Raw genomic sequence first — 22966 nt, 5'->3', positions numbered from 1 at the left:
ACGCTTAATACCCATGTTGAAGGATGTACGCCACACTCGCCATGGTGCTATCGTCGGCGTCATCGAAGTCCCCATGTTTACGACCGTCGCTATTGCGGCCATCCCCGGCGGCGCTGGGCGACCACACCAGGCTGTTGGGATATTTGCCGTAAAACTCGCGACAGGCCTGGATATTGGGGAAAGCGTCGGCGTTGTAGACGTCGCTCTCACTCAGATAGCGCTGCATGCCGACCAGGGGCTCGTCCGGTTCGTTCTCCAGCATGCCTGAGACGAAATACAGCAACGAGCTGCGATACAGAATGGGAACCAGAATATCTCCCGCCTCACGCTCATCAGACATGGCGAACTGGCGGAAGTGACTGATCCTGCCGCCGAGCTCAGCGACCGTGGCGGCCATCAGCGCATGGGTGGCGGCCGGCGCTTCGAACAGGACGTCAAACTGCTGATTGGGCAGCAGGCGGGCGGCGCTTCTCAGCAGATGACAGATATAGATCGCGCCGGTGCTGTGCCCCACCAGAGTGATTCTGGGCGGCGTCTGCACGCCTTCCAGTTCCTCCTTCAGCGCTGACAGGAAAACATGGCCGCCAAATTCATTCCCTTCAGTAAAGGCGTCGGCGGTGTCCTTCTTCATTCTGTCCCACCATAGCGAGCGCCCGATTTTGTCGATATACAGTTCACGCAACGCCTCCTCCACCAAGGTGACGTATGCGCCGTGCGCCCGCCCGGCGCGAAAACGCCGAATAACGCGCACCACAATGGCGGCGACCACTTTGGCGACTTTCACCCAGGCGATCGCGCCGAACCCTTTGGTGGTTTCAGCAGGCTGAGGCTCGAACAGCCGATCCGCCGCTTCCTTGCTGATCTGCGAATTGGAGGCAACCCTTGCGCCTTCTGATTTGGAGGCCGATTGCAGCCCATTGCGCGGGTGAAGGCCGTTATAGACTTCCGTCACCGCCTCCTGAAAATTCGGATCTCCCTCTATGCTATCGGTAATATCAACGAGCAGTTCATCCACATCCAGCGCAGCGCTGCGGGTATTGGCGGCGATCACGGCGTTGGACAGATGAGCGGACTTATGCAGCGCCTCAGGGGGCGCATCTCTGCGCCCGGCGAACCAGTCGTCGAACTCCTGCCGCAACTTGATTTCATTAACCCCCACTCCCCCCGCGCCTTTTATACCGGCGCCTGCGGGAAGCTTTTTCAGCACCCATTCGGAGGCTTTTTTCACGAATTCCCTGAAGATTTTTTCGTTGGCGATTTCCCTCAGGTTATTCATGGGGGCCTCGAAAAAGCCGGACTCCCACACAAAGAATATGGGATAAGCGCCGGCTTTATCGGCATACAAGGGATACAGTCGCTGCTCGGCTGTTTCCCGGGCGCTGCTTTCGCTGACCAGTCCACCGTGGAAGTGAATGACGATTCCCGCCGGTGGGTTCTTTTGCAGCGCCTGACGCACAATATGGCGCACGTCCGCCGCAGAGGTAGAGGATGCGGGCTGTAATCGCCCGTCCGCCAAGTGAATGATGTGATCTTTGGAAATGAACATGCGCACCTCCTTCAAGCTGACCCTGCCATGACATGTTCTCAGAAGCCGCCTTCCGTATCGGCGAAGGTTCATCCCGCATCGGCTGCTGAAATTCCCTTCGCGTCCATCGCCTACAGCCGTCAATACAACCAGCGCCCAGAAAAGGCGTTAGTTTGAGTATAGATGAAGAAGTCGTTCTGTGAGGGGTGATTCCCTCATACCGGGAAACAGTGCGCGCAAGACAGGGCCTGAAACACTCAGACCCTGTTGCTATCAGACAAAGACGGGCGTTACTTCACTTGCGCGCTATAGTTCACCGGAATCCATTCAAACGCGCCGCCGTCCCGTTGCACATGACCGACGCCAGGGAAAGGAATGTGCGCGGCGCCCACCAGATAACCGTCTTCCACCGCATCGTTGAAGGCGGCGAGTCGTTGACGGGCGGCTTCTGGCGAGTCGACGTCGAAATCGATAGTGATTTCCGGTCTGGCGAACTGGATGTCCCTAATATGCAGCAGATCCCCCAGGAAACGAATACGCTGTCCCTGGCTTTCCACTTCGTACACCGTGTGCCCTGGCGTGTGCCCATGAGTGGCGACCGTTTTCACGCCAGGGAACAACTCGCCATCGCTGTTGAAGGTTTTCACTTTGTTGGCGTTCAGATAGGGCCTGACGGATTGTTCCGCCCAGTCGAAGCCGCGTTTCAACGTATCATTTACCTTGGTTTTGTTGGCCGGATTCAGCCAGAAGTCGACATCATGCTGATCCACATAGACCGTCGCATTGGGGAACGCCATCTTGCCATTGCGTATCAGCCCGGAAGAGTGATCGCCGTGAATGTGGGTCAGCAGTACGGCGTCAATTTGCTCCGGCTGGTATCCCGCCGCTTTCAGGTTGTCCAGCAGGTGGCCGCCCTTGTCGCCGAAGATATCCCCCGCGCCGGTGTCCACGATGGCTACATGGTCGCCGGTGTCGATCACGAAAGTGTTAATGGAGGTTTCCACCTGTGGCCCCAGATAATGGCGCGCCAGCAGCCGCGTCACTTCTTCCGGCGTGGTGTTGTTCATCAGTTTGGTGAAGTCGACCATTACAGAACCGTCGGAAACCGCGGTAATTTTGAAGTCGCCCAGCTTCATGCCGTAATAACCAGGATTGCTTTGCGCCGCTACAGCGACGTGGGTGGATTTTGCGTTCGCGGCGGATTCAGCGTAAGCGGATGGCGCCATCATAGATACTCCGGCGGTCAGTATCGCTGCGCCCAGAAACAAACTACGCGCCAGGGGTGTTTTCTGAGTGCTATGGGAAGTATGGAAAGCGGTGCGAAAAAAAGAGGTAGACATAGTAATTCCTTAAAAGATTTTTACTGCGGCTCAGCGTCATCGCCATTGCCTTTGACCGGGAGCAATGATTCAATATCCGCCACCATCACTCAAATCGATTATCACGATAATGAATATCACCGAAAGAGATTTTAGGGGCGTCGACCTTAATTTACTGGTCACCCTGCTGGTTCTATTGCGCGAGCGCAGCGTCACCCGCGCAGCGGAAAAACTGCACCTGGGACAACCTGCGGTAAGCGGGGCGCTGTCTCGGTTGCGGGAGCTGTTCGATGATCCGATCCTGGTGCGCACTGCGCAGGGTATGTCTCCTACGGTGAAAGCCTTACAGCTGGAAGCGGAGTTGCTGCCGGCGTTGGGGAAAATCCATTCCGCCCTGTTCGAGCCGTCGACGTTCGATCCCGCCACCAGCGAAGGCGTCTTCACCGTAGGCATGTCGGACTGGGTGGAGGTCTGGCTGGGGCCCCGCCTGATCGCCAAGCTGCATCAGCTGGCGCCGTCGATCCGACTCGCCATTAAATCCGTCGATCCTTTTCAGGGGCCCGCCATGCTGGAGCAGAATGGCATGGACTTGGGCGTTTCCTGCTTCATGGACGGCGGGCCTGCCTGGATGCTGCGCAAACGCCTGTGCTCCATGGGCTTTCTCAGTGTTTACGATCCCGCCCAGGTCGCCATCACAGAGCCCCTCACGCTGGAGCAATATGTCAGTCATCCGCATCTGATGGTGACTTACAAAGGCGCGTTTGAAAGCAATGTGGATGTCGCTCTGGCGGAAATGGGCCTGCGACGCACCGTGCAGTTCGCACTACCTCGCTTCTCCACCCTGCCCCCGATCCTCAAGCGGATTCCCGCTCTGGCCACCGTTCCCAGCGTCGTCGCCAGTTGCATGTGCGCTGCGTCGGGACTTCGCGCCACGGCGCCGCCACTGGCGTTGGCGGACACCAGCGTGGATCTGGTGTGGCGCGCCACCCGCGATAAAGACCCGGCTCTGCGCTGGCTGATGACGCTGATAGAGGCGTGTCTGCAGGAAGCCATGGCGCTCTGAGAAACGCTCTAACTATGAGCCTAAGCGTTTGTTTTTAATGATAACTTTGCCTGTTGCCAGCGAGCCGGAAACAGGCGTAGTATGAATTCGTCCCCCTTTTCATTCGTCCTGTCTCGCAACGATATCGTCGCCTGACAGATTCGACGCCACTTCGTCGTCAGGCGTCGGCGCGCGTTATGTTACAGGCGGGACGGCATACGGAGCCCGTATATCGCTGCCATAAACATGGATTGCAACGGAAGGAACTCGATATGTGGCGAAATCATCCTTTTGCTCTCGGCATTACCGCGATCGCCATCGCGGCGATTTTGTTCGGCGTCGCCGGCGCCCTCGCCAAAGTGCTGTTCCATGCGGATATCTCGCCCCTGGATCTAACGGCGGTGCGTTCGCTGGTCGCCTGCGCAGTATTCTCGCTGGCCATGCTGCTGACGCAGCCCGCCACCTTTCGGGTCAGCAAGTCGGCGATTCCCCTGTTGATCGCCACCGGTCTGGCTTTCACCGCTGTGAACATTACTTTTTACTACGCCATCAGCATGATCAGCGTGGCGGCGGCCATCACCCTGGAATACACCGCGCCATTTTTCGTGCTGTTGATCAGCGTCGCCTTCGCCTCACGCCGCGTTGACCTCCGTGACGCAGGCATCGTCGCCTTGAGCGTAGCGGGCTGCTTCCTGCTCACCGGCGGCGAGGCGGAACTGTTTTCCCTCAACGCGGGAGTACTGGTGGGGTTGGCCTGCGGCCTGGCGTTCGCCATCTTCAATATGCTCGGCAACGCCTGCAAGCAACGCGGCGTCGGCGCCAGTACAGTGACGCTCTATGCGTTTCTGGTCAGCTCCCTGCTCTGGCTGGCTGCGCTGCCGGCGCTCACCGTTCATACCATTGATTACTCCGGGGAAGTCGTTCTCTACATCGCGTTTATCGCGATTATCGCCACCATTATTCCCTACTGGCTGCTGATGTACGGATTGCGTCACGTAGACGCCCTACCCGCCACTATTATCGGCATGTTCGATCCTCTTGTGGCGGGACTGGTCGCTTACGCGCTGGTGGGCGAACGCCTGACCCTGGTCAACATGATCGGTATCGGCGTGATCATCGTCGCCGTCTGCCTCATCACAATAAAAGAAAAAAACGCCCAGTCCTCGTCTCAGAAAAACAAGGCGAAAAAGGCGTTGGACGAGACCACTGGGACACTGCAAGAACCTACTCAGAACGCCTACTAAATCCACAACCGCCAAGCCCGCGTTGGCCTCATGGCGGTGAAGACGAAAAGGATACGCTTCATGGAATAGCTGTCACGCAAAATGGATCAAAAAAGGAATTTAGTCATGGATAAGAATCACGCAACGCTGTTGAACGTACATCTGATCGACGCCGCCGAAGAGCGGACCGACAATCTTCCGAGACTGCGTCTCTCCCCTGATGTGGACCGCAAATCCCTCCCCCATATCCAGGCTGCGCAGAGCCGGCTGGAGAACCTGTGGGCGGCGGGCACGGATTACTGCCAGGAGACAATTCGCCGGGCTCAGGCGGAAAATCGTCTGTTGCACCTGGACATCGATATGACCGGCGAATGCAAACTGAAGTGCTTCTATTGCGACCGCACGCCAGACCGCTACAGCGATGTGCCGGACCGGATAGAGCTGAGCACGCAGGAGCGTAAAGACATCATTCTGCAGGCGCGCCGCCTCGGAGCCACAACGGTGGAGTTTCCCGGCGCCGGCGAACCGATGATTGATCCCGGCTTCTGGGAGATCGTCGAATACATTCATAGTCTGGGCATGACCACTGTCCTGTTCACCAGCGGCTATCATCTGGACGCCGCCGGAGCGGATCGCCTGTATGAGCTGGGCGCGTCCGTTTTCCTCAAATACAACAATATCGACACCGCCGTGCAGGACCGCATGGTGGGCGTGCGCGGCTATGGAGACAAAGCGCGCAGCGCCATGGGCCTGCTGCTGGATCGGGGCTTCAACCAGTCGATTCCCACCCGACTCGCTATCGATGTCGTGGTGACGCCCAAGTTTCACGATCTGGACGATGTCGCGGATCTATTCCGCTGGTGTCGAGACAACAACGTACACAGCTACATCATGACGTTGATCCCGGAAGGCATGGCGGATCATAAGTCCCTGCTACTGGAGAAAGAGCGCGCCAATGGCCTGATAGAGATGATGCGCAAAATCGACGAGGAGGAATACGGGCTGATCTATTCCCCCAGCCGTCCCATGGGCGGCGGCTATCGCTGTCGGCAGGTTAACTGCGGCCTGTTCGTGAATCTGTTTGGCGAAGTGTACGACTGCAACGGCCTGTCCCGCCTGATTGGCCATTTGCGCCAGGATACGCTGGAGAACGTATGGAACTCCGCCTATGCGGCGAAAATCCGTACGCCGGATCAGAACGGTTTCTGTCTGGTGCGGGAGCGCCAATGGCAAGGCCGCGACCTGTCCGCCATGAACCGCAAGGTCGAAGAATATGAACGCTGGCGCGCCAAGCATGGCGACGACGCGGTGGTGGAAAGGGCCAAACAGGCCGTCGGCATTGACCATGTGGAGTTGACCCGCAAAGGCGCCATGGTGAAAACGCAAACAACGCAACCGGTGTGATGAGGAAGCCGCCATGTATGAGAGAGTTGTCAATGATCAGTCCCTGAAATGGGTGTCCGAAGCCTGGGTCAAGGATGTGGAAGACGCCGCCGGCGCAGACTTCGGTTCAGACTTGATCACCTTTGTGGAGATTCCCTTCGATTTCGCCGTGAGTCATCGACCCGGAACCCGGTTTGGGCCCGCCGCCATTCTGGAGGCGCTGAACGGTTTCAGTCTTTATTGCACGGACAAACGCGCAGACCTTTCTTCTCTGCGTTTTCGCCGCGGCGCGCCGGTGCCTGTCAGCAATGACATTCATCAGACCTATTCCCGCATCGAAGAAGCTGTCACGGCGCTGCCGCCTGCAACGATGCCGGTTTTTCTGGGAGGCGATCATTCGGTCACTGATCCGATACTGCGCGGACTCCTTAAACGTTCCGGCGGCCAGCGTTTCGGTCTGATCGTGTTTGACGCCCATTTCGACTCCCGTCCGCCGGTGAAAGGTCAGGAGCATTCGGGGCATTGGATGTATACGGTGCAAGACGTGTACAGCCACGCCAATAGCGTACAGCTGGGCGTCAATGCGCCGATCTATTCGCGAGAGTACATGGAACGGGCGGAACAGGCTGGCGTCATGGTGCGCACCCCATACGAGATCCGCCGCGACGGCTGGCACCACACTTTGGAGGAAGCCATCGCTCACGCTTCTCGCGATACCGACGGCGTTTACGTATCGGTGGATATCGACTGTCTCGACCGCGCCTTCGCCCAGGGCACCAGCGTCCCTAACGGCTGTGGCCTGATGGCGTACGAAGTGGCCGACGCGGTCTATGAAATCGCCCGCAAAACCAAAACCATCGGCCTGGATATTGTAGAAGTCAGCCCGCCCCTGGACGACGCCTCCAACACCGCAGAAGTCGCCGCCCACTTCGTCATGAACTACCTCGCCGGCTTGACCGAGAGACGACGCCACTGACCGATTAAACCCTTCGTCCCCGACCGGGCCCTTCCGCACTCGCCTGTCGGGGGCGTTTTTTTGCGCGCCGCCGTATAGATGACGGTTAATTCCACATGTATTGTTGATTCACACTCCTATCTACCATATATTGGCCTGAGCGTTTTTTGAGCAGATAGCTTTTCGGAGTGAATATGGATCAATCCCTTACCGATCAGATACGCGAGAGCCGCCTTCTTCTAAAAAATCCCTACGCATACCTTGATGATGAAGGGAGATTCAGCGCAATTTCCTCCGTTAAGAAGCCTAATCTTTCTATGTCATCCGACATAATTTTAAATGGAAAACGAAAAGGCCAAAGATTTTCCAGAGCTGATATAGAGAAGTTTGCCCGTAATCTGCAAGCCAAGATGTGGCGCAACAGGTCTCAACTCTTCCCAGACCAAGCGCTTACTTCCCCCATCGATATTTTAGATCCAATAGTGGCATTCAAATATCTTGGTTATTCGGTGAACATGCAAGATTCACTCGGCCAATATAAGCCAGATGGCGCAGAGTTATACGAAGTTGCCGGCTCAATCGATACCATTAGATTAGAGGTCGCTATCTCTCGGAAGCCTCTTCCAAATATTAGAAACTTCACTGCCGCGCATGAGCTGGGGCACGCAATCCTTCACGAGGGTGTCGGATTTCATCGCGACCGAGCATTAGATGGTAGCGGCGGCGGAGCGTCCAGAGTCCCAATGGAATATGAAGCAGATACCTTTGCAACATTCTTTTTAATGCCAGAGAAGCAAATTCGAAAAGCATTTGAGGATAGATTCTTAACCCAAGAATTCAAGTTGAATGACACAAGCGCATTCGCGCTTTCTCAAAGTCTTGAGGAGATATCCCAGAAGCTGCAAACCCGTAGAGACTTGAGCCAATACTTAGCCAAAGTTATGCGTTATAACAGAGTTCAGTTTATTTCATTAGCTGACCAGTTCAACGTATCAGTGACGGCGATGGCTATAAGGCTAGAGGAGTTAGGATTGGTTGACACAGAGTTTTGAACACCCTCAGTACCTGTAAACAGATTTTAAAAGCCTGCTATTTTTCTACATTCTCAATAGCTCTTAATTGACTAGGAATTACCCCCTTGTCGGTCTTTCCCACGTTCCGTCAATTTGCCACTGCTATACTTCAAGCCAATACCTTTTTCATCAACAAGTATTGGTAGCAGCAAATTGGAAGCCCAATGCCAAATAGACGGTTGTCATCCCCACAGAGTCTTTCTTGGATCGCCTTACTACTGATGCTTGGCGTCAGCCTTCCTCTAAAGGCCGACTCCATCATTCGCATCTGCACCCCAATCTGGCAAGGCTACACCAACCCGGATGGCACAGGGCTATATCATGAATTATGGGAGCTTATTTACGAGGACAACGGCGTCTCAGTAGAAGTGAGCTACATGCCTCCCAAACGATGCCAGGCCAACGTGCAAACCGCCAAGTTGAACTTCGACGCCTTTCCTGGCGCCTACAAAGGCATGCGGGATATTTACCTGCCCCGCTGGCACATCTATGTGGGCAGCCTCTCCGTCGCTCACCTCAAGGGCAAAATAGACCACTGGATCAGCCAGGAACAACTAAAAGGACAACGCGTCTCCTGGGAGCCCAACTCCGGTTTCGACAATAACGGCATCCTCACTGTTCCCGTCCAGGTCCACGAATTCGTCGACATAGACGCCGCCCTGAAAATGCTCGACCTCAGACGCATCGACTTCATCCTCGACTACGAAGAACGCCTCGTCGACGCCGTCATCGACACCCGCCTGGCGCAACGCGTCGTCATCCAGAAAGACGTCATCCCAGGCGCCAAATTCTACCTCGGATTCAGATACGACGACGAAGGACGGAGGTTTGCGGAGATATGGGATAGAGAGATGGACCGTTTGATGAAGAGTGGGAAATTAAAGGAGCTGTTTAGTAGGTTTAATGATCCAACTTTTGATTGATTTCCCCTTTATCCTGCTCACAGCGTCCCTCCCTTCCCCGCTCTCGGTTATCACAAAGTTTTACACTTATCCTGTGAAATTCAGTGGGCGTAGAGCAATTCACAGACTTTACTTTATCTCAGTGTAGGTATCTCGCGTGCGAGGGACTGTATGAAAAATGCTGAGTACAATTTGGGAAACTTATGGCCAGAGTTTGGCCGTGTTCTCCAATGGGATATAACTTCACCAGAAGGCTTAAGCGCACTGGTTGTCTTAGCGTTAATTATCATTGCCCTATCTCTCGGAGCTTGGTCTCTAATAAATTACGATAGAGCTATTCGGCGCCTCCGGTTTTATAAGAGATTACTTTCGGGCATAGCGCCCGAAGAGCTGCTTGAGAAGCAGCGCGATATTCTCAATCATGCTTTGAAAAGTACTAAGTACGGAAAGCTTTGGCGCGAGTTTGACGAGTCTCTTGTCCACATACCTCAGAAGAGGCGTCTATGTAATACATTAGACGCCGCTCACTTTTTCAATACTCATACGCTGGCAAGTGGTTTAACGGAAAACCGGCTAATTGCAGCGGTACCAGGTTTTCTAACGGCCATTGGTGTAATTGGAACCTTTGCCGGTCTTCAAATGGGGTTGGCTGAGCTTAATGTTACGTCAGAAGACTTCAACGAGCTAAAAGTAGGGATAGCCGGACTTATTGGAGGGGCGTCTATTGCCTTTATGACATCTGTCTGGGGCGTATTGACCAGCGTGATTTTTAACATTTACGAAAAACTCCTTGAGCGGAACATTCGAGGAAGAATAAGTCAATTTCAAAATGAGGTTGATTACTTATACCCTCGCATTACAGCAGAACAGAGTCTTTCTAATATCGAAGACTCTTCTCGCCAAAGCCTAGAAAAGCTTGCTGAGCTAGACGAAAAAATTGGCCATAAAATGCAAGAAGCGATGCGGGAAGCATCAGGGGCTATCAGTGCAAGCGTTGCACAAAGCTTAAACAGCATTCTTGCCCCAGCAATTTCTAAATTGGTTGATAGCGCTCACTCTGGGTCGGAGAAGGCGCTTGAGTCCCTGCTAGAGCGGTTTCTTACTGGTATTGGTTCCGCTGGAGAAAGCCAAAGAGCGATGATGGAGCAGGCTGCGCAAGAAATATCCAACGCTTCTGGCGGCATGACTCAAGGTCTGAGCCAGTTCACTAATAATCTTGAGCAGCAAGTCAAAAGCCTTATCACTCAAAGCGCAACAGTAACAGCTGATATAGAAGCGCAGTTGACACACCAACTATCCCAACAGAGAGAACTTGATGCTTCTCGCCAACAGCAACTGCAACAAGAGTTCGGTGGCTTTCTTATTTCAATGGAAGAACAGATGCGAAATCTCTCACATCAAAGTGCGCAAATGCTCGAAGGCGTTCAAACAACCTTAGGCCAACAAGTTGAAGGGCAACAGAAGAGAGAAATCGCCAGACAGAGAGTCTTACATGACCAGCTCAGCAGCTTTAATAGCAGCCAAGCTGCTTTAACTGAATCTGTAGAGAAACTATTGGCGCACCAAGAGCAACAACACTCGTCTTTGCAAAGCGCATTATCGACCTTACTTGAGGACTTCAAAGATCTCTCAAAAAGTCATAGAGAATCCACACAGGGGATGCTCCAAGCCGGGGCCGATATGAAAGCCTCGTCAAATCAACTAGGGCTACTTTCCGTAAATATCAAAAGCGCTACTGACGCTATGACCGACAAAATACAAAATGCAGTATCACTTACCTCATCCATTTCTGAGCAGTCGCAAGCTCTCCTTCAAGCTTATAAAGAACTGTCCGACAAGCTTCAGCTTACAAATATGCAGATGGAAGACACTGCAACCAACTTGGATAAGGCCGCGCAAACAGCGAGCCAGGGCATGTCCATTGTTGGATCACACTTTGATCGCTTGGCGACCTCACTAAAAGCGCATATTGAAGATCTAGAAAAGCAGATTGCTGAATTGCTAGCTGATTATTCCGACCGTGTACAAGCTCAAACCACAGAGCGCTTAAGCGTCTGGAATGAGCAAACTAACAGCTATCTGGGAGTCATGACAGATGCTGTTCGCACTCTCAGTGAGGTAGTAGATGAGGTAGATAGTAAAGTCAGTATTCGCACAGGTAGTCACGGATGAGAACAATTAGCAAGCGCTATCCCAGCACACAAGTAGATGAAGAGAACCCTTACTGGATTTCCTTCTCTGACATCATGGCTGGCTTATTAGTGATCTTTGTACTGGCGGCGGTTGCTTTGATTCTCGAGCTAACACAAAAGAGCGAACAATGGGACGATGCGATAAAAGAAATCGCTATGGCTGAGCAAGTCAGAAAAGATATTCTCAAAGAGATTGAGCAAGAACTAAACGAAAAGAATATCCCCGTCAAAATCAGCGACAACGATACTGTCCTAAGAATCCCTGAGGATGTTCTGACATTTCGCCAAGGCCGCTTCGATATCCCCAAGGACCAACTACATCAAGATATTGCGTTGGAAATTGGCAAAGTCCTGTTCCATACAATCAACAAAAAAAGTCGTTGGCTGTATTTAGATACTATTTTTGTTGAAGGGCACACCGATAGAGTTCCCTACCGAAACTCATCGATAAAAGGCAACTGGGGGTTGTCCTCTTTCAGAGCCATATCTGTCTGGAACTACTGGAATACCATGCTGGAAGAAAACGAACGACTTGAGCTACTGAGAAACCATATGGGAAAAACACTCTTCTCCGTCAGCGGCTATGCAGATACTCGACCAGTCCCTTGCACTAACGTTGACCCAAATGTAATGAATAAAGAGTTATGCCCTGCTGGATTACTTGAAGAGTCTGAGTCCCAACAGAAAAACAGGCGTATAGACATTCGTTTTACTGTCCGCCGTCCTGCGCTTGAGGATTATCAAGCAGTTAAGCAGGCTCTAAAGTGACGCTTAAACTAAGATTTATTGAATTTACTTTACCCGACTGGTCAGACAAGGCTTTTAATGGCATCCGTGAAGCAGAGAAAAAGCTGACGGATATAGCGGGCAGCGCGGGGAAAGGCTCGACGAGATTCCAAGATACTTGCAGCAGATTAGGACGGGCCGCCAACCAGGGTGAGTCAGCTCTCTTAGCCAATATAAATGAGCCCATCGAAATCCGAGCACTGACATATATTCTCTCGGTCCCAGCTGAAAAACATACGGCAATTATGCTAACAGAGAAAATAATTAAGCGCATGGGAGAAATAAAAAGTCCAATGAGCCGGGACCCTGTAAATAATTCTGTGTATCTGCCTGGTTATTAAAGATACTCCGTTAAGCGATCTTCGAACTCGATCATAAATCGGTTCAGCGCTGACTTCCAATTCCTGATCGGCATCGTCCATTTCTTCGACGCATCCATGATCGCCAGATACACCACCTTTCTCGCGGAATCATCCGTGGGGAACAGCTTCCGTTTCTTGATCACTTTCCTAATGACGCTGTTAAGGGACTCAATGGCATTGGTCGTGTAGATGGCCCTGCGAATGTCTTCCGGGTAGCGGAACAGAGTGTTGAGATTCTCCCAGTGAAGCCGCCAGGATCGGCTGATCTGGGGATATTTCTCATCCCATCGTTCGGCAAATTTGTCCAGCTCTGAGAGGGCTTCCTCTTCGGTGGCCGATTGGTAGATCCGCTTCAGATCTGTTGTGACCGGCTTATAGTCTTTCCATGGCACATACTTCACCGCATTGCGCACCATGTGCACGATACAGAGCTGTATCCGGGTTTGGGGATACACGGTATTGATCGCTTCGGGGAAACCCTTCAGACCATCCACACAGGCGATCAGAATGTCCTTCACGCCCCGGTTCTGTAACTCGGTCAGCACATTAAGCCAGAACTTCGCCCCTTCGGTTTCAGAGATCCACATCCCTAACAGTTCTTTGTGACCTTCCAGATTCACTCCCAAGGCAAGATAGATCGCCTTGTTGATCACCTGCTTATCCTGGCGGATCTTCACCACAATACAGTCCAGGTATACGATGGGATAAACCGCATCCAGAGGACGAGACTGCCATTCCACCACCCGCTCAATCACGGCATCCGTGACTTTGGAGATTAAGGTGGGAGAGACATCCGCGCCATACATTTCCTTAAAGGTGGCCACGATCTCTCGGGTGCTCATGCCTTTGGCGTAGAGGCTGAGAATCTTGTCGTCCATGGTGGTGAAGCGGGTCTGCTGCTTCTTGACCAGTAGAGGCTCAAAGCTGCCCTGACGATCTCTGGGAGTATTAACTTCAAACTGACCGTCCTCGGTACGGAGGGTCTTGCTGGAATAGCCGTTACGGCTATTGTCTGAATTTGAAGATTGATGTTTCTCGTATCCCAGATGCACATCCAGCTCTGCATTGAGCGCGGCTTCCACGGTCGCCTTGGTGAGCATCTGACGGAACTCGTTGAGATCCTTTTCTGTTTTCAGAGATTTGGCTGCCTCACGGGCAAATGCTTCTAATTCTTTCTGGTTCATTGTCTACCTATCCTTAACCCCGCTATAGGGTACTAGTGATAGGCAGATACACAAATTAAATTACAGTCTCTGAGCCGGCTTTCCCTAATGCAATTAATCCGAGCTTTCTTTTTTCGTTTCGATAACCTGGCTTCCCCTCCCGATTTGCAAGCACTGATTGCGCTAATACAAGGCCAACTCGGAACTCTCGATAGAGGCGCACAGGGAGGACTATCCACTTATGCATGCTCTTCCTCTCTTTTATTCTCCGAAACAGGGCCGGCTATGTTAGCGGAAAAAGCACAAAGGGAAGCTATCGACCTTGATGTTCTTTTTAAGCGCCTCTCCCTCTCAGGACTTGGTGAAAGTCGATACCTCACCCTGGCTCGCTGCCAATACTATCTTCGAACCCTGGAAACCATACCAATCAACCAAAGCCATTCAATCCTGTCTGAAATCTGTAAAAAGGAAGTCTTCACGACTCCCTTGGACGAAAATCGGCTAGTTGGACATGGCGTTTTGGAGATCATCATTGACCGCTCCAAAGGAAGTGTAATTCATACCGATTGGCGCAATGCCATATTAGCGATTGCCGGAGATCCACGCGTACCGAAAAGCGCAGAAAACTATCAACGATGGTGGTCGTTACTGGGGGAAGAAAGAGTTGCATTAATGCGGGGGTGGCTGAGCCGTTTCGACCTCAAGCTGTTTCTTAGCATCCTGGAACAAAGCGCAAAAGACAGTGGAGAAAGGGATATGGAGCGTATGTTCGCGCCCCGCAAGAAGTTCATGGAAGGCTTGTTGGAAGAAGGCGTTATAGTCGAGTCTCGTTTATTTTTGAGTACTTACGCTACACGATATTTAAAGCAGCGGTATAAGAAGGAAGACCTTCCAGCATATGCGAGAGTTCGTTCCTCTAGAACTTCAATGATTTACCTAAATATAAAAAACAAAGTCTATTTAGTTGAAGGTAGCCACAGCTTTCCTATTAAGATTTTCAACAAATTAGCTCCTGAAAGCCGTTTGCCTAACTATAATATTGATGAGGTCACTGACGAACAGTTACGAAATGGCGAAATGGAACGCTTTCACAGAGCTTACGGACTCAACGGTTGCCTAAGTCAGACACATCGAGACTTAATTTGGCAAAACAGTGTACTTCAATTTATGAAGAGTAATGGTGTCTTAATTAGAGCAGCCAAAGTAATACGACAAGAGTCTTATCGTGCTTATAAAGAAAAGTTTGGTAGCGATTAAATGAGTATTCGGGAATTCATCAGCAAGCTTATAACTTCTAGTAAAAATGCCGACATCACCTGGAAAGTGGATCTTGATGAAGGACTGGACTTCATAATAAGTCACCAAGCCCTCACAGATATCGAAAACCAAGCCGTCAATAACCCTATGTTTGGTATTCAGTACGCTTATCTAAAAGGATTGCATGAAGAAGGGGTGGCTCAGAAAAATGCTAGCGGCTATACGATCCCAACACAGTTTGTTGCCGAGCTTGATGATGACTTCTGTGAGCTCTTTCAATTGCCGCGACCTTACCCGGGCTTGTATCGATGCAGAATAGAAGGAAATACGGGACAAGCCGCGTTTCATGTATCGCTGGATGCCGAGCTTCCTGATGGCGGTGTTATAAGCGACATCGCACTGTTTGGCCCATTTTTGAAGTTTACTGATGATGAACTCTACCGGCTATCCCCGCCAGAATGGCAAGCCTTAAACGCTCTAGAAAAACATGCTGAACTTCCTGCGGATAGTAGAAACGAATACGAAAATAACTGGCTCATATTTCAGCTTCAGCTGGCAAAAAAAGCTGGCGTTCCGATTAATTTAGCGCACTTCAATAAGTTAGAGATCTCGTATCCAGAATCCATCGGTGTTGCAGCCGAGGTGCTTCCTAATGGCGACCTATTCCTAACGCCAAGTTTTGGGGCAAACATTGCCATAGATGATATCAAAGCGCGACTGGGGCAATTACCAACGAACGACGATCACTGCCTATTACGAATCAAAAATAGATTTGTGTTATTGGATAACGAAAGACTAGAGGCCGCCCACGAAATTCTAACAAGCAGGCATATTCCAAAGGAGCAAGTCGCCACATTTCTCAAATCCCCTACAGCTTACCTTAATGCAGCCCTTATCGACCTGGATACTGGCTTTTCATTACGCGTGCATGGTGCAGAGAAGTTCTCTCATCGTTACTTCGGTGATATTGAGAAATCAGGCATTGACTGGTTTGCCGTAGATAAATCAATACCAGAGCCATTTGAAAGGATAAAAGACTTGGTGGTCTCTGAGGAGAGTTTAGCGGAGCTTAATGAACTCATCTTAAACGCAAAAAATAGTGGCGCAGAACTCATTGAGTACGCCGATAAAAAATTTGATATATCGGATACAGAAAATGTCAGTCAAACAATTGAGCGCATACAAGAAACCCTAGCCACCGGCGGTTCGGATAAAGTTCCTCCTACACTGCTAGATGAGAACGCACCAGATACAGCGATAAAAGAGCAAGCCGTTGTATCAATTGACAGCAACGATGAGAAAGAAGAGTTTGTAAGTAATATTCCTATTGAGGGCATAAACTCAGCGATCCAAAGCTTTGCAACCGACAACTTGAAGCGCTCTCCTTATCCACATCAGAGTGAGGGTATTAAGTGGCTGCTCGCTCATATGGATATTGCCATAGAGCATGATGCGCCTAAAGGGGCGTTGTTGGCTGATGACATGGGCCTCGGAAAAACTTATATGGCTCTAGTTGCCATTTCAGAATGGCATCGACGCAAAAAACCAGAAGGGAAATACGATAAGCCTGTGTTGATCGTGGCGACATTGAGCCTCCTGGAGAACTGGCAGGCGGAGGTAAATGAAACCTTCATAAAATCACCATTTAACGACATCGTTATACTTCAATCTGGAAGCGAGTTATCGCGTTTTAAGATAAAAGGATCTAGTCGCGAGACGCAGCAGGTATTCGAAGACAAAGACATTATTGAAGACTATGAACAGATTCGTTATTCCTTAAAAGTTGGAGGACTATACGGACCAGACCGTCTGGACATGCCTCGTCGCCTTGTTCTTACAACTTACCAAACACTGCGTGACTATCAGTTTTCATTGAGCAGAGTAGACTGGAGCGCAATTGTTTTTGACGAAGCTCAAAATATAAAAAACCCAAATGCTCTGGCGACAAGGGCCGCAAAAGGACTAAAGGCGGATTTTAAACTATTAGCTACTGGCACTCCGGTGGAAAATACATTGAAGGACTTTTGGTGCCTGATGGACACCGCTGTCCCCGGGTTATTGGGGGCATGGCAGACCTTTCGGGAAGAATATATAAGTCCAATCACTTCCGCAGATTCGGATAGCATCAACACTGAGAAATTGAGAATTGGCAAAGAGCTCCGAGATAGAGTTGGCGACTTTATGTTGCGTAGAACAAAAGAAGAAAAGCTGCCTGGAATGCCAGAGAAAACCATCTACTCTGGAGATCCAAACGACCTCGCGGATAGCTACCTCCCTACATTAAGCGGCATGATGAGCGGCGCCCAACTTAAGTATTACGACGAGGTAATAGCCAGCGTACACGACCGCAAAATTGAAGATAAAAGAAGGATAGTTCTACCTAGCTTACTGAAACTTAAAATAGCATGTATTCATCATGATATTGGCTCAGGCTACACTCCATCAAATTCGCCTAAAGAGTTTCTGAAACATGCAGATAACTCTATAAAAATACGAGCAATGCTAGATATCCTAAAAGACATAGAGAAGCGGCAAGAGAAGGTGCTAGTTTTCGCCACTTCGAAAGCCGTACAGGCTTATACCAGTGCATTAATTACAACTCTATTCAAGATTCAAGCGCCAATCGTCAACGGTGATACCAAAGCCGTAGCAACGCCCAAAGATGACCTGACCAGAAAGGCTATCATTGACCGCTTTCAAGCAGAGAAAGGATTCCGCGTTTTAATTATGTCACCAATCGCAGCAGGCGTTGGGCTGACTGTGGTAGGCGCCAACAATGTAATCCATCTTGAGCGTCACTGGAACCCCGCCAAGGAAGCCCAGGCAACAGATCGCGTATATAGAATTGGCCAAAAAAAGAACGTCTATGTTTACCTGCCTATGGCGCTTCACCCAAACTTAAGTTCATTCGACATACAGCTTAACACTCTGCTAAACAATAAAGTTACTTTAAGCGACGCAGTTGTCGCGCCAACAAGCGTTCAACCAGAAGACTTTTCTGTTTTTGAATAATCAAAATATACAATGCAATCGCAAACTATTTTTAAAGCTTATGTCGTCACTTCGGCATCCTCTCCACCATCGGCGCCTTCTCCAACTCTGCATCCCACTCCGCCCTGCTGGAAACGAAAATATGCGCATTGGGTTTTATCGTGACTTTGCTATCCAAGCTGCCGGCAGGGACGGCCAGGAGTTGGCCGTTCATTTGAATAGTCGGCAACGCTGAGCCGCAGTGTGAACAAAAGCTTTTGCAGTGCTGGGTTCCTGGCAGCATGAACGTTTTGACCTGCACTTCACCGCTCAGCCACACCAATTGCGCCGAGGTAGAGAATAAGTTTGAGGCATGCGCCGACCCGGTGTCTTTGCGGCAATGCTCACAGTGGCAGAGATAGAAGCTTTCAAAATCGCCCTCTATCTCAAAACGTACTTCGCCGCATAGGCAGGAACCGTGGTGTCTGGCGCTCATTGTTAATTTCATCTCGTAATAATAGTCTTTTTGATTTTTAAACTACGGATAAGCCCTCTATTCCTTAGAAGCCCCACCCTCCCCAACATATTGTAATTCCTTCATCTTCAGCACGCGGGTGAATTCGTCGAGGCTGCCTTGTTTCTCTTTTGGCGCGCTGTTTACTCAAAGACGCATCAGGCCAAAAGAGAAACCTAACACGAATGAGAATCGAATATGCCATCTTTTTTGTTTATATATCAATTGGTTACATTTTATGCATAACAACAAGTAGCCTATAATGATCAAACCGTGATCAAAGAGACTTATCCCTCAGGGGCGTCGGCTTTTCTCCTGAGGGTCACTGGGAGGGAGGTTACGACGATGAAAAGCGATCCGAAAGTCATCACTCATCTGAACACTGTCTTGGGCAACGAATTAATCGCCATCAATCAGTATTTCCTACACGCCCGCATGTACAAGAATTGGGGTCTGGAAGAACTCAATGAGCATGAATACAAAGAATCCATTGATGAGATGAAACATGCGGACAATCTGATCAACCGCATTCTGTTTCTGGAAGGACTACCCAATCTACAAAAACTCGGCAAGCTGCGCATCGGCGAAAACGTGCGCGAAATGCTGTCCTGCGACCTCAGCCTGGAAATGGACGCCGCCAAAGACCTGCGCGCCGCGATCGCATACTGCGAAAAGCATGCGGATTATGTGAGTCGGGATCTGTTCCAGGACATTCTTGAGGATGAGGAAGAGCACATCGACTGGCTGGAAACTCAGCTGGATTTGATGGACAAAGTAGGCGAGCAAAATTACCTGCAGTCTCACATGTGAGACCGCCGCGAGCTTACTGCTCCGGGGGCTGTTGGTAGCGATAGCGCTCCAGAATACGGGCGTACACGCCGTCATCCTGCATGGATTTGAAGGCCGTGAGCCATTTCGCCGCTTCCAACGGCCCCAGCCCTGGCGAGCCAGCCAGATAAATGCGCACCCGAGCAGCCACGGCGCCGCGGCGTAATGCATCGTCAGGATACCCAATATCCCGCTGCGCCTGACGCATGACATTCCAGGATCCCAGCCAGGCGTCTATGCGTCCCGCCGCCAGTTTCCGCACATTCAGTTCTTCGGTGTAGACTCCCTGCACATGAAGCAAGCGTTGATCTTTGATGATCTGAGCGGAAGCGCCGCCAATCAATACGCCAATATTCAGCTTCCTGGCGGCGCCAAAATTGGAAATATCCACCTGACTTCCGCGCAGAGCCGCCAGCAGAAACTCTTCCTGCAGTATTTCCGCCAGCCATTGGTAATCCGGATCTCGTTCGCTTGTCCGAGTCACGGGGACCATCAGCGCATCCTGAGTATGTCTGGTCTCATACAACGCCCGCTTAAAAGGCATCAATTCAAGTTCACCCGAATACCCCACTCGCTGCGCCATTTCACGCAGCAGATCACAGGCGACGCCGCGTACTTTATCTCTTTGCATATAGCAAAATAATGGCGCTTCGCCGGCGATCAGACGCGGCTCAGCCTGTAACGGAAAGGTCATCGAAGCGAGCATAAAAACCAACAACAACAGCCTGTAACGCATCGTAGGTTCCCCTAACCAGGGTAATGCGCCAATCCCGGGCGATTCTGATTTTTACAATTGAGACGGAGCCAGAGATCAATCTATGACAGTCATAATCAATGGCAGCTGATAAACTAAAGGTAGGAGCGCAATAGCGCCAAGTCAAAAATGAGGGGCCTCAACAAGCCGGCTATTTCATAAATGGCAAGATGGCGAAGCGGCTGGAGGCATTCCGGCCGCTTCGCCAGTACATGGCTCTGGATCGTATATTGTCAGCCTACGGAAAGCATCTTCAGCTGACGTCCGCCGCTTCCACCTGTTTCACAGGGCGGCCCTGGGTTGGATAGGGATTCTGAGACAAGGATTGCCCGGACATGTTCGCCAAATACGCCAGCCGAGTCTTCGCCGCCTGTTTTTCCTTAGCTTCACCCACCAGCACCGCTCCCCAGGCGCGCAGACGTTCAAAGCCATACAGACAGACGCCCACCGCGCCTACCGCCATCAAAACGCCAGCCACGCCCAGGGTGTCGCTCTCGACAGTGCAGGTCCAGATAAACTGCCCCACGCACAGCACCGCCACGAATAACAGGGTTGGCTTACGCCCAATCAGATCAACGATATAGGCCCCCAACGGCGCTCCCAGTGCGACAATAGGCGCCGCCGCCAGCCAGTTTTCATATACGCCGGGCTGCATGCCGGTGGACAGGCTTTTGACAGCGACGCCCAGCACGGAAGTGAACGCCATGATGACGACAGAGGTCGGAATCGCAATCTTGAGATCCGCGCGACACAGCAACACCAACGCGCTATAAACCACCATGTCGATGCCGACGCCAGTGACGGAAGCGACCGACGCGCCGGCGCACAAGCCAAGCATGGCGCCGACGCGGAAATCCCAGTTCTCATCAAACTCAGTCATGCCGCTGTGACCGGCGATCTCACGAATACGGTACAGGTGCAAAATGCCGAAACTGGCCCAGATCACTGCGAACACGACCTTTATCAACAAGCCCGGAACGTAAGGGGCGACAAAGAAAATCCCCAAAGGCGTGCCGATCAGTGCGCCAAACATCGCGCCAAACAGCATGGACCAGGCCAGAGGCTGGCGACGAGCCATTATGAAAATGCTGGCGCTGGTCATCCCGATCGCCTGTACGGCGAAACTGAAGTCCCGCCCCAAAGTCGCCGGCATATCAAACAATAGCACCAGCACAGGAAACCCAACCGTGCCGCCCCCCATGGGCGTAGAACCGGCGGCGTAGCTGCCCAGCGCCATCGCCAGAGCGATAGGCCAGTGTTCCGTCACCGCCCCCCATTGATCAAGGCCGAACACCAGGAACGCCCATACGCTATAAAAACCAACCAGCCATAACAGCCAAACCCAAATGAATTTCTTACGCGGAGCTTGTATCGTCATAGAAGTTACCAGGCGTTATTTGCAACTGAGCCTAGATACTAAAATGACGCTCCTACCGGCTGCTATGGACAAAACCGGGACTTACTGTCCCGGTTTTGGTTATTGTCCTAGGTGGCTTTTACTGAAATTCCGACGGGAAGACGTAGAAGACAATGCGCTCGATGCAGCCGTCTCCGTCGCGAAAAGGCTTAATCAGAGTCTCGGTTTTCAGGGAACCGCCGTCTTTGCGACGTAAATGCAGCTCACCCTCCCAACATCCCCGGTCCACGACATCGGCATATAGCGCCTGATAGGCCTCGCGAGGCTGCTGGTCCGACCGCATGGCGGAGGAGGCTACGCCTATCAACTCGTGGGCTTCATACCCCAGCCAGAAGCACAGCTTCTCATTGATATCGGTCACCACACCGGTGCGATCGATCACCACCACCCCCTCCCTGGCGTTGTCGAGGATGTCGCGAAACGCCTGCGCATCCTCACGTCCCGACGCCGAACGCAAAGACTGGGTCACTACCCGCACCAGGTCTTCATCGTCCCAGGGTTTGGTTATAAAGGTGCTGACGCGGGCGCTGTTGACGGCGTCCCGCAACATGGAGAACTCACTTAACCCGCTCATCAACACTCTCTCGATGCGTGGATATTTGTGACCGACTTTCTGCAGAAACTCCACGCCGTTCATATAAGGCATGTTGAAATCGGTGATCACCACGTCGAAATCGTGCTGCTGCATCAGCCGCAGCGCAGCCACGCCATCATGAGCGGAATGAGTGCGGTAACCTCGTCGATGAAGTAGACGGGTCAGGGATTGAGTCACCCCGGGTTCATCATCAACCAAAAGGACTGCGCCGTTCATAGAATCACCCTCTTTCGCCTGAATGTGATTCAAGTCTAGGCCCCAGTCCCCCGATAGTAAGCGTGGATTTGGTAAATTAGGGAAACGGTTTGTTATCTCTTATGACCGTATTTGCAACGCTCCCAAACCCAATAATCCCAAGCCGATCAAGCTGAGTCCGAACACCGCCGCCACAGTCGGGTTGGCGGACGCCGAGCCGCCTGTCACTGATTCCGTCGCAGTGATCGCGGAGCCTGTGGACGAAAGGTCGGAGGTCCTGCAGAAATCCGTGTTCACGTAGAGTCCGCCGCCTATTCCGCACTTGCCGGCAGGCAAGCGATCAAGCTGTGGCTCTTCATAGCCATACTTGATATTCATGCTTTCGAGGGGGCGTTTCAGATCGTACTCCGCAGAGTCCGTAGAGGTGACATAAGCCGCTTGCGCGTCCCACGCCAATAACAATAAGAGCCATAGCGATATTGTTTTCATGGTGTCCTTTCCTTGTAAACCG

Annotated in this window: 20 protein-coding genes; 12 read left to right on the top strand and 8 right to left on the bottom strand. The window is 51.6% G+C overall.

The window, feature by feature from the left end; all coding sequences use genetic code 11:
* Positions 1–4 precede the first annotated feature (4 nt).
* Entirely contained in the window at positions 5–1546 is a 1542-nt protein-coding gene (locus O5O45_RS09335; RefSeq protein WP_305904943.1) for an alpha/beta hydrolase family protein, read from the bottom strand.
* 269 nt (positions 1547–1815) lie between these two features.
* Positions 1816–2865 carry an MBL fold metallo-hydrolase gene (locus O5O45_RS09330; RefSeq protein WP_305904942.1) on the bottom strand — a complete coding sequence of 350 codons (1050 nt, stop codon included), beginning with the start codon at positions 2863–2865 and terminating at the stop codon, positions 1816–1818.
* Positions 2866–2974: 109 nt separating this feature from the next.
* Here O5O45_RS09330 and O5O45_RS09325 point away from each other — a divergent pair, with 109 nt between their 5' ends.
* The 9 genes from O5O45_RS09325 to O5O45_RS09285 all read left to right on the top strand — a co-directional run bounded on the left by O5O45_RS09325 (position 2975) and on the right by O5O45_RS09285 (position 12741).
* Positions 2975–3907: a LysR family transcriptional regulator gene (locus tag O5O45_RS09325; RefSeq protein ID WP_305904941.1), complete on the top strand. Its 933-nt coding sequence runs from the start codon at positions 2975–2977 to the stop codon at positions 3905–3907.
* 251 nt (positions 3908–4158) lie between these two features.
* Positions 4159–5130, top strand: coding sequence for an EamA family transporter (locus tag O5O45_RS09320; protein ID WP_305904940.1), 972 nt, complete (start codon positions 4159–4161; stop codon positions 5128–5130).
* Positions 5131–5235: 105 nt separating this feature from the next.
* Complete coding sequence (locus tag O5O45_RS09315; RefSeq protein ID WP_305904939.1) at positions 5236–6513, top strand: radical SAM/SPASM domain-containing protein; 1278 nt, start codon at positions 5236–5238, stop codon at positions 6511–6513.
* Positions 6514–6526: 13 nt separating this feature from the next.
* Positions 6527–7468 carry an agmatinase family protein gene (locus O5O45_RS09310; protein ID WP_305904938.1) on the top strand — a complete coding sequence of 314 codons (942 nt, stop codon included), beginning with the start codon at positions 6527–6529 and terminating at the stop codon, positions 7466–7468.
* 173 nt (positions 7469–7641) lie between these two features.
* Entirely contained in the window at positions 7642–8499 is an 858-nt protein-coding gene (locus O5O45_RS09305) for an ImmA/IrrE family metallo-endopeptidase (RefSeq protein WP_305904937.1), read from the top strand.
* A gap of 185 nt (positions 8500–8684) precedes the next feature.
* The gene (locus tag O5O45_RS09300) at positions 8685–9443 is read left to right on the top strand and encodes a substrate-binding periplasmic protein (RefSeq protein ID WP_305904936.1); all 759 of its coding nucleotides are present in this window, start codon (positions 8685–8687) and stop codon (positions 9441–9443) included.
* Positions 9444–9593: 150 nt separating this feature from the next.
* Positions 9594–11594, top strand: a complete 2001-nt coding sequence (zorA, locus tag O5O45_RS09295; protein WP_305904935.1) for an anti-phage ZorAB system protein ZorA — start codon at positions 9594–9596, stop codon at positions 11592–11594.
* On the top strand, positions 11591–12382 hold the full coding sequence (locus O5O45_RS09290; RefSeq protein ID WP_305904934.1) for an OmpA/MotB family protein: 792 nt from the start codon (positions 11591–11593) through the stop codon (positions 12380–12382). Before zorA ends, O5O45_RS09290 begins: the two co-directional genes overlap by 4 nt.
* Entirely contained in the window at positions 12379–12741 is a 363-nt protein-coding gene (locus tag O5O45_RS09285; protein ID WP_305904933.1) for a hypothetical protein, read from the top strand. The genes O5O45_RS09290 and O5O45_RS09285 overlap by 4 nt, the downstream gene beginning before the upstream one ends.
* On the opposite strand, the gene O5O45_RS09280 is transcribed toward O5O45_RS09285, so the two are convergent.
* Positions 12738–13946, bottom strand: coding sequence for an IS256 family transposase (locus tag O5O45_RS09280; RefSeq protein ID WP_305900391.1), 1209 nt, complete (start codon positions 13944–13946; stop codon positions 12738–12740). The two genes, O5O45_RS09285 and O5O45_RS09280, sit on opposite strands and share 4 nt — an antisense overlap.
* A 54-nt stretch (positions 13947–14000) precedes the next feature.
* On the opposite strand from O5O45_RS09280, the gene O5O45_RS09275 reads away from it, so the two are divergent.
* Positions 14001–15182 carry an EH signature domain-containing protein gene (locus tag O5O45_RS09275; protein ID WP_371748003.1) on the top strand — a complete coding sequence of 394 codons (1182 nt, stop codon included), beginning with the start codon at positions 14001–14003 and terminating at the stop codon, positions 15180–15182.
* Positions 15183–18194 (top strand): DEAD/DEAH box helicase, encoded by a 3012-nt coding sequence (locus O5O45_RS09270; RefSeq protein WP_305904932.1) that lies wholly within the window; start codon positions 15183–15185, stop codon positions 18192–18194.
* A 46-nt stretch (positions 18195–18240) separates the two neighbouring features.
* Here the strand turns inward: O5O45_RS09270 and O5O45_RS09265 are convergent, their stop codons facing one another.
* Positions 18241–18648, bottom strand: a complete 408-nt coding sequence (locus tag O5O45_RS09265) for a GFA family protein (protein WP_305904931.1) — start codon at positions 18646–18648, stop codon at positions 18241–18243.
* 363 nt (positions 18649–19011) lie between these two features.
* Between O5O45_RS09265 and bfr the strand changes: the two genes are divergently transcribed.
* On the top strand, positions 19012–19476 hold the full coding sequence (gene bfr / locus O5O45_RS09260; RefSeq protein WP_305904930.1) for a bacterioferritin: 465 nt from the start codon (positions 19012–19014) through the stop codon (positions 19474–19476).
* Positions 19477–19489: 13 nt separating this feature from the next.
* Here bfr and O5O45_RS09255 read toward each other — a convergent pair whose 3' ends face one another.
* The 4 genes from O5O45_RS09255 to O5O45_RS09240 form a co-directional block, all read right to left on the bottom strand.
* A complete protein-coding gene (locus O5O45_RS09255; RefSeq protein ID WP_305904929.1) occupies positions 19490–20230 on the bottom strand; it encodes a substrate-binding periplasmic protein in 741 nt (246 codons plus the stop codon).
* Positions 20231–20501: 271 nt separating this feature from the next.
* Positions 20502–21626 carry a sulfite exporter TauE/SafE family protein gene (locus tag O5O45_RS09250; protein WP_305904928.1) on the bottom strand — a complete coding sequence of 375 codons (1125 nt, stop codon included), beginning with the start codon at positions 21624–21626 and terminating at the stop codon, positions 20502–20504.
* Between the two features lie 118 nt (positions 21627–21744).
* Positions 21745–22476, bottom strand: a complete 732-nt coding sequence (locus tag O5O45_RS09245) for a response regulator (RefSeq protein WP_305904927.1) — start codon at positions 22474–22476, stop codon at positions 21745–21747.
* A 99-nt stretch (positions 22477–22575) separates the two neighbouring features.
* Positions 22576–22944 carry a hypothetical protein gene (locus tag O5O45_RS09240; RefSeq protein ID WP_305904926.1) on the bottom strand — a complete coding sequence of 123 codons (369 nt, stop codon included), beginning with the start codon at positions 22942–22944 and terminating at the stop codon, positions 22576–22578.
* Between the last annotated feature and the right edge of the window lie 22 nt (positions 22945–22966).

This window comes from Hahella sp. HNIBRBA332 (assembly GCF_030719035.1).
GTDB lineage: Bacteria > Pseudomonadota > Gammaproteobacteria > Pseudomonadales > Oleiphilaceae > Hahella.
Note: the sequence above shows the minus strand (reverse complement) of the source record. Positions and strands in the feature narration are given on the sequence as shown.

Excerpts from the sequence above, each read along its gene's own strand:
- O5O45_RS09335 (WP_305904943.1), bottom strand. The coding sequence starts at position 1,546 with ATGTTCATTTCCAAAGATCACATCATTCACTTGGCGGACGGGCGATTA.
- O5O45_RS09330 (WP_305904942.1), bottom strand. The coding sequence starts at position 2,865 with ATGTCTACCTCTTTTTTTCGCACCGCTTTCCATACTTCCCATAGCACT.
- O5O45_RS09325 (WP_305904941.1), top strand. The coding sequence starts at position 2,975 with ATGAATATCACCGAAAGAGATTTTAGGGGCGTCGACCTTAATTTACTG.
- O5O45_RS09320 (WP_305904940.1), top strand. The coding sequence starts at position 4,159 with ATGTGGCGAAATCATCCTTTTGCTCTCGGCATTACCGCGATCGCCATC.
- O5O45_RS09315 (WP_305904939.1), top strand. The coding sequence starts at position 5,236 with ATGGATAAGAATCACGCAACGCTGTTGAACGTACATCTGATCGACGCC.
- O5O45_RS09310 (WP_305904938.1), top strand. The coding sequence starts at position 6,527 with ATGTATGAGAGAGTTGTCAATGATCAGTCCCTGAAATGGGTGTCCGAA.
- O5O45_RS09305 (WP_305904937.1), top strand. The coding sequence starts at position 7,642 with ATGGATCAATCCCTTACCGATCAGATACGCGAGAGCCGCCTTCTTCTA.
- O5O45_RS09300 (WP_305904936.1), top strand. The coding sequence starts at position 8,685 with ATGCCAAATAGACGGTTGTCATCCCCACAGAGTCTTTCTTGGATCGCC.
- zorA (WP_305904935.1), top strand. The coding sequence starts at position 9,594 with ATGAAAAATGCTGAGTACAATTTGGGAAACTTATGGCCAGAGTTTGGC.
- O5O45_RS09290 (WP_305904934.1), top strand. The coding sequence starts at position 11,591 with ATGAGAACAATTAGCAAGCGCTATCCCAGCACACAAGTAGATGAAGAG.
- O5O45_RS09280 (WP_305900391.1), bottom strand. The coding sequence starts at position 13,946 with ATGAACCAGAAAGAATTAGAAGCATTTGCCCGTGAGGCAGCCAAATCT.
- O5O45_RS09270 (WP_305904932.1), top strand. The coding sequence starts at position 15,183 with ATGAGTATTCGGGAATTCATCAGCAAGCTTATAACTTCTAGTAAAAAT.
- O5O45_RS09265 (WP_305904931.1), bottom strand. The coding sequence starts at position 18,648 with ATGAGCGCCAGACACCACGGTTCCTGCCTATGCGGCGAAGTACGTTTT.
- bfr (WP_305904930.1), top strand. The coding sequence starts at position 19,012 with ATGAAAAGCGATCCGAAAGTCATCACTCATCTGAACACTGTCTTGGGC.
- O5O45_RS09255 (WP_305904929.1), bottom strand. The coding sequence starts at position 20,230 with ATGCGTTACAGGCTGTTGTTGTTGGTTTTTATGCTCGCTTCGATGACC.
- O5O45_RS09250 (WP_305904928.1), bottom strand. The coding sequence starts at position 21,626 with ATGACGATACAAGCTCCGCGTAAGAAATTCATTTGGGTTTGGCTGTTA.
- O5O45_RS09245 (WP_305904927.1), bottom strand. The coding sequence starts at position 22,476 with ATGAACGGCGCAGTCCTTTTGGTTGATGATGAACCCGGGGTGACTCAA.
- O5O45_RS09240 (WP_305904926.1), bottom strand. The coding sequence starts at position 22,944 with ATGAAAACAATATCGCTATGGCTCTTATTGTTATTGGCGTGGGACGCG.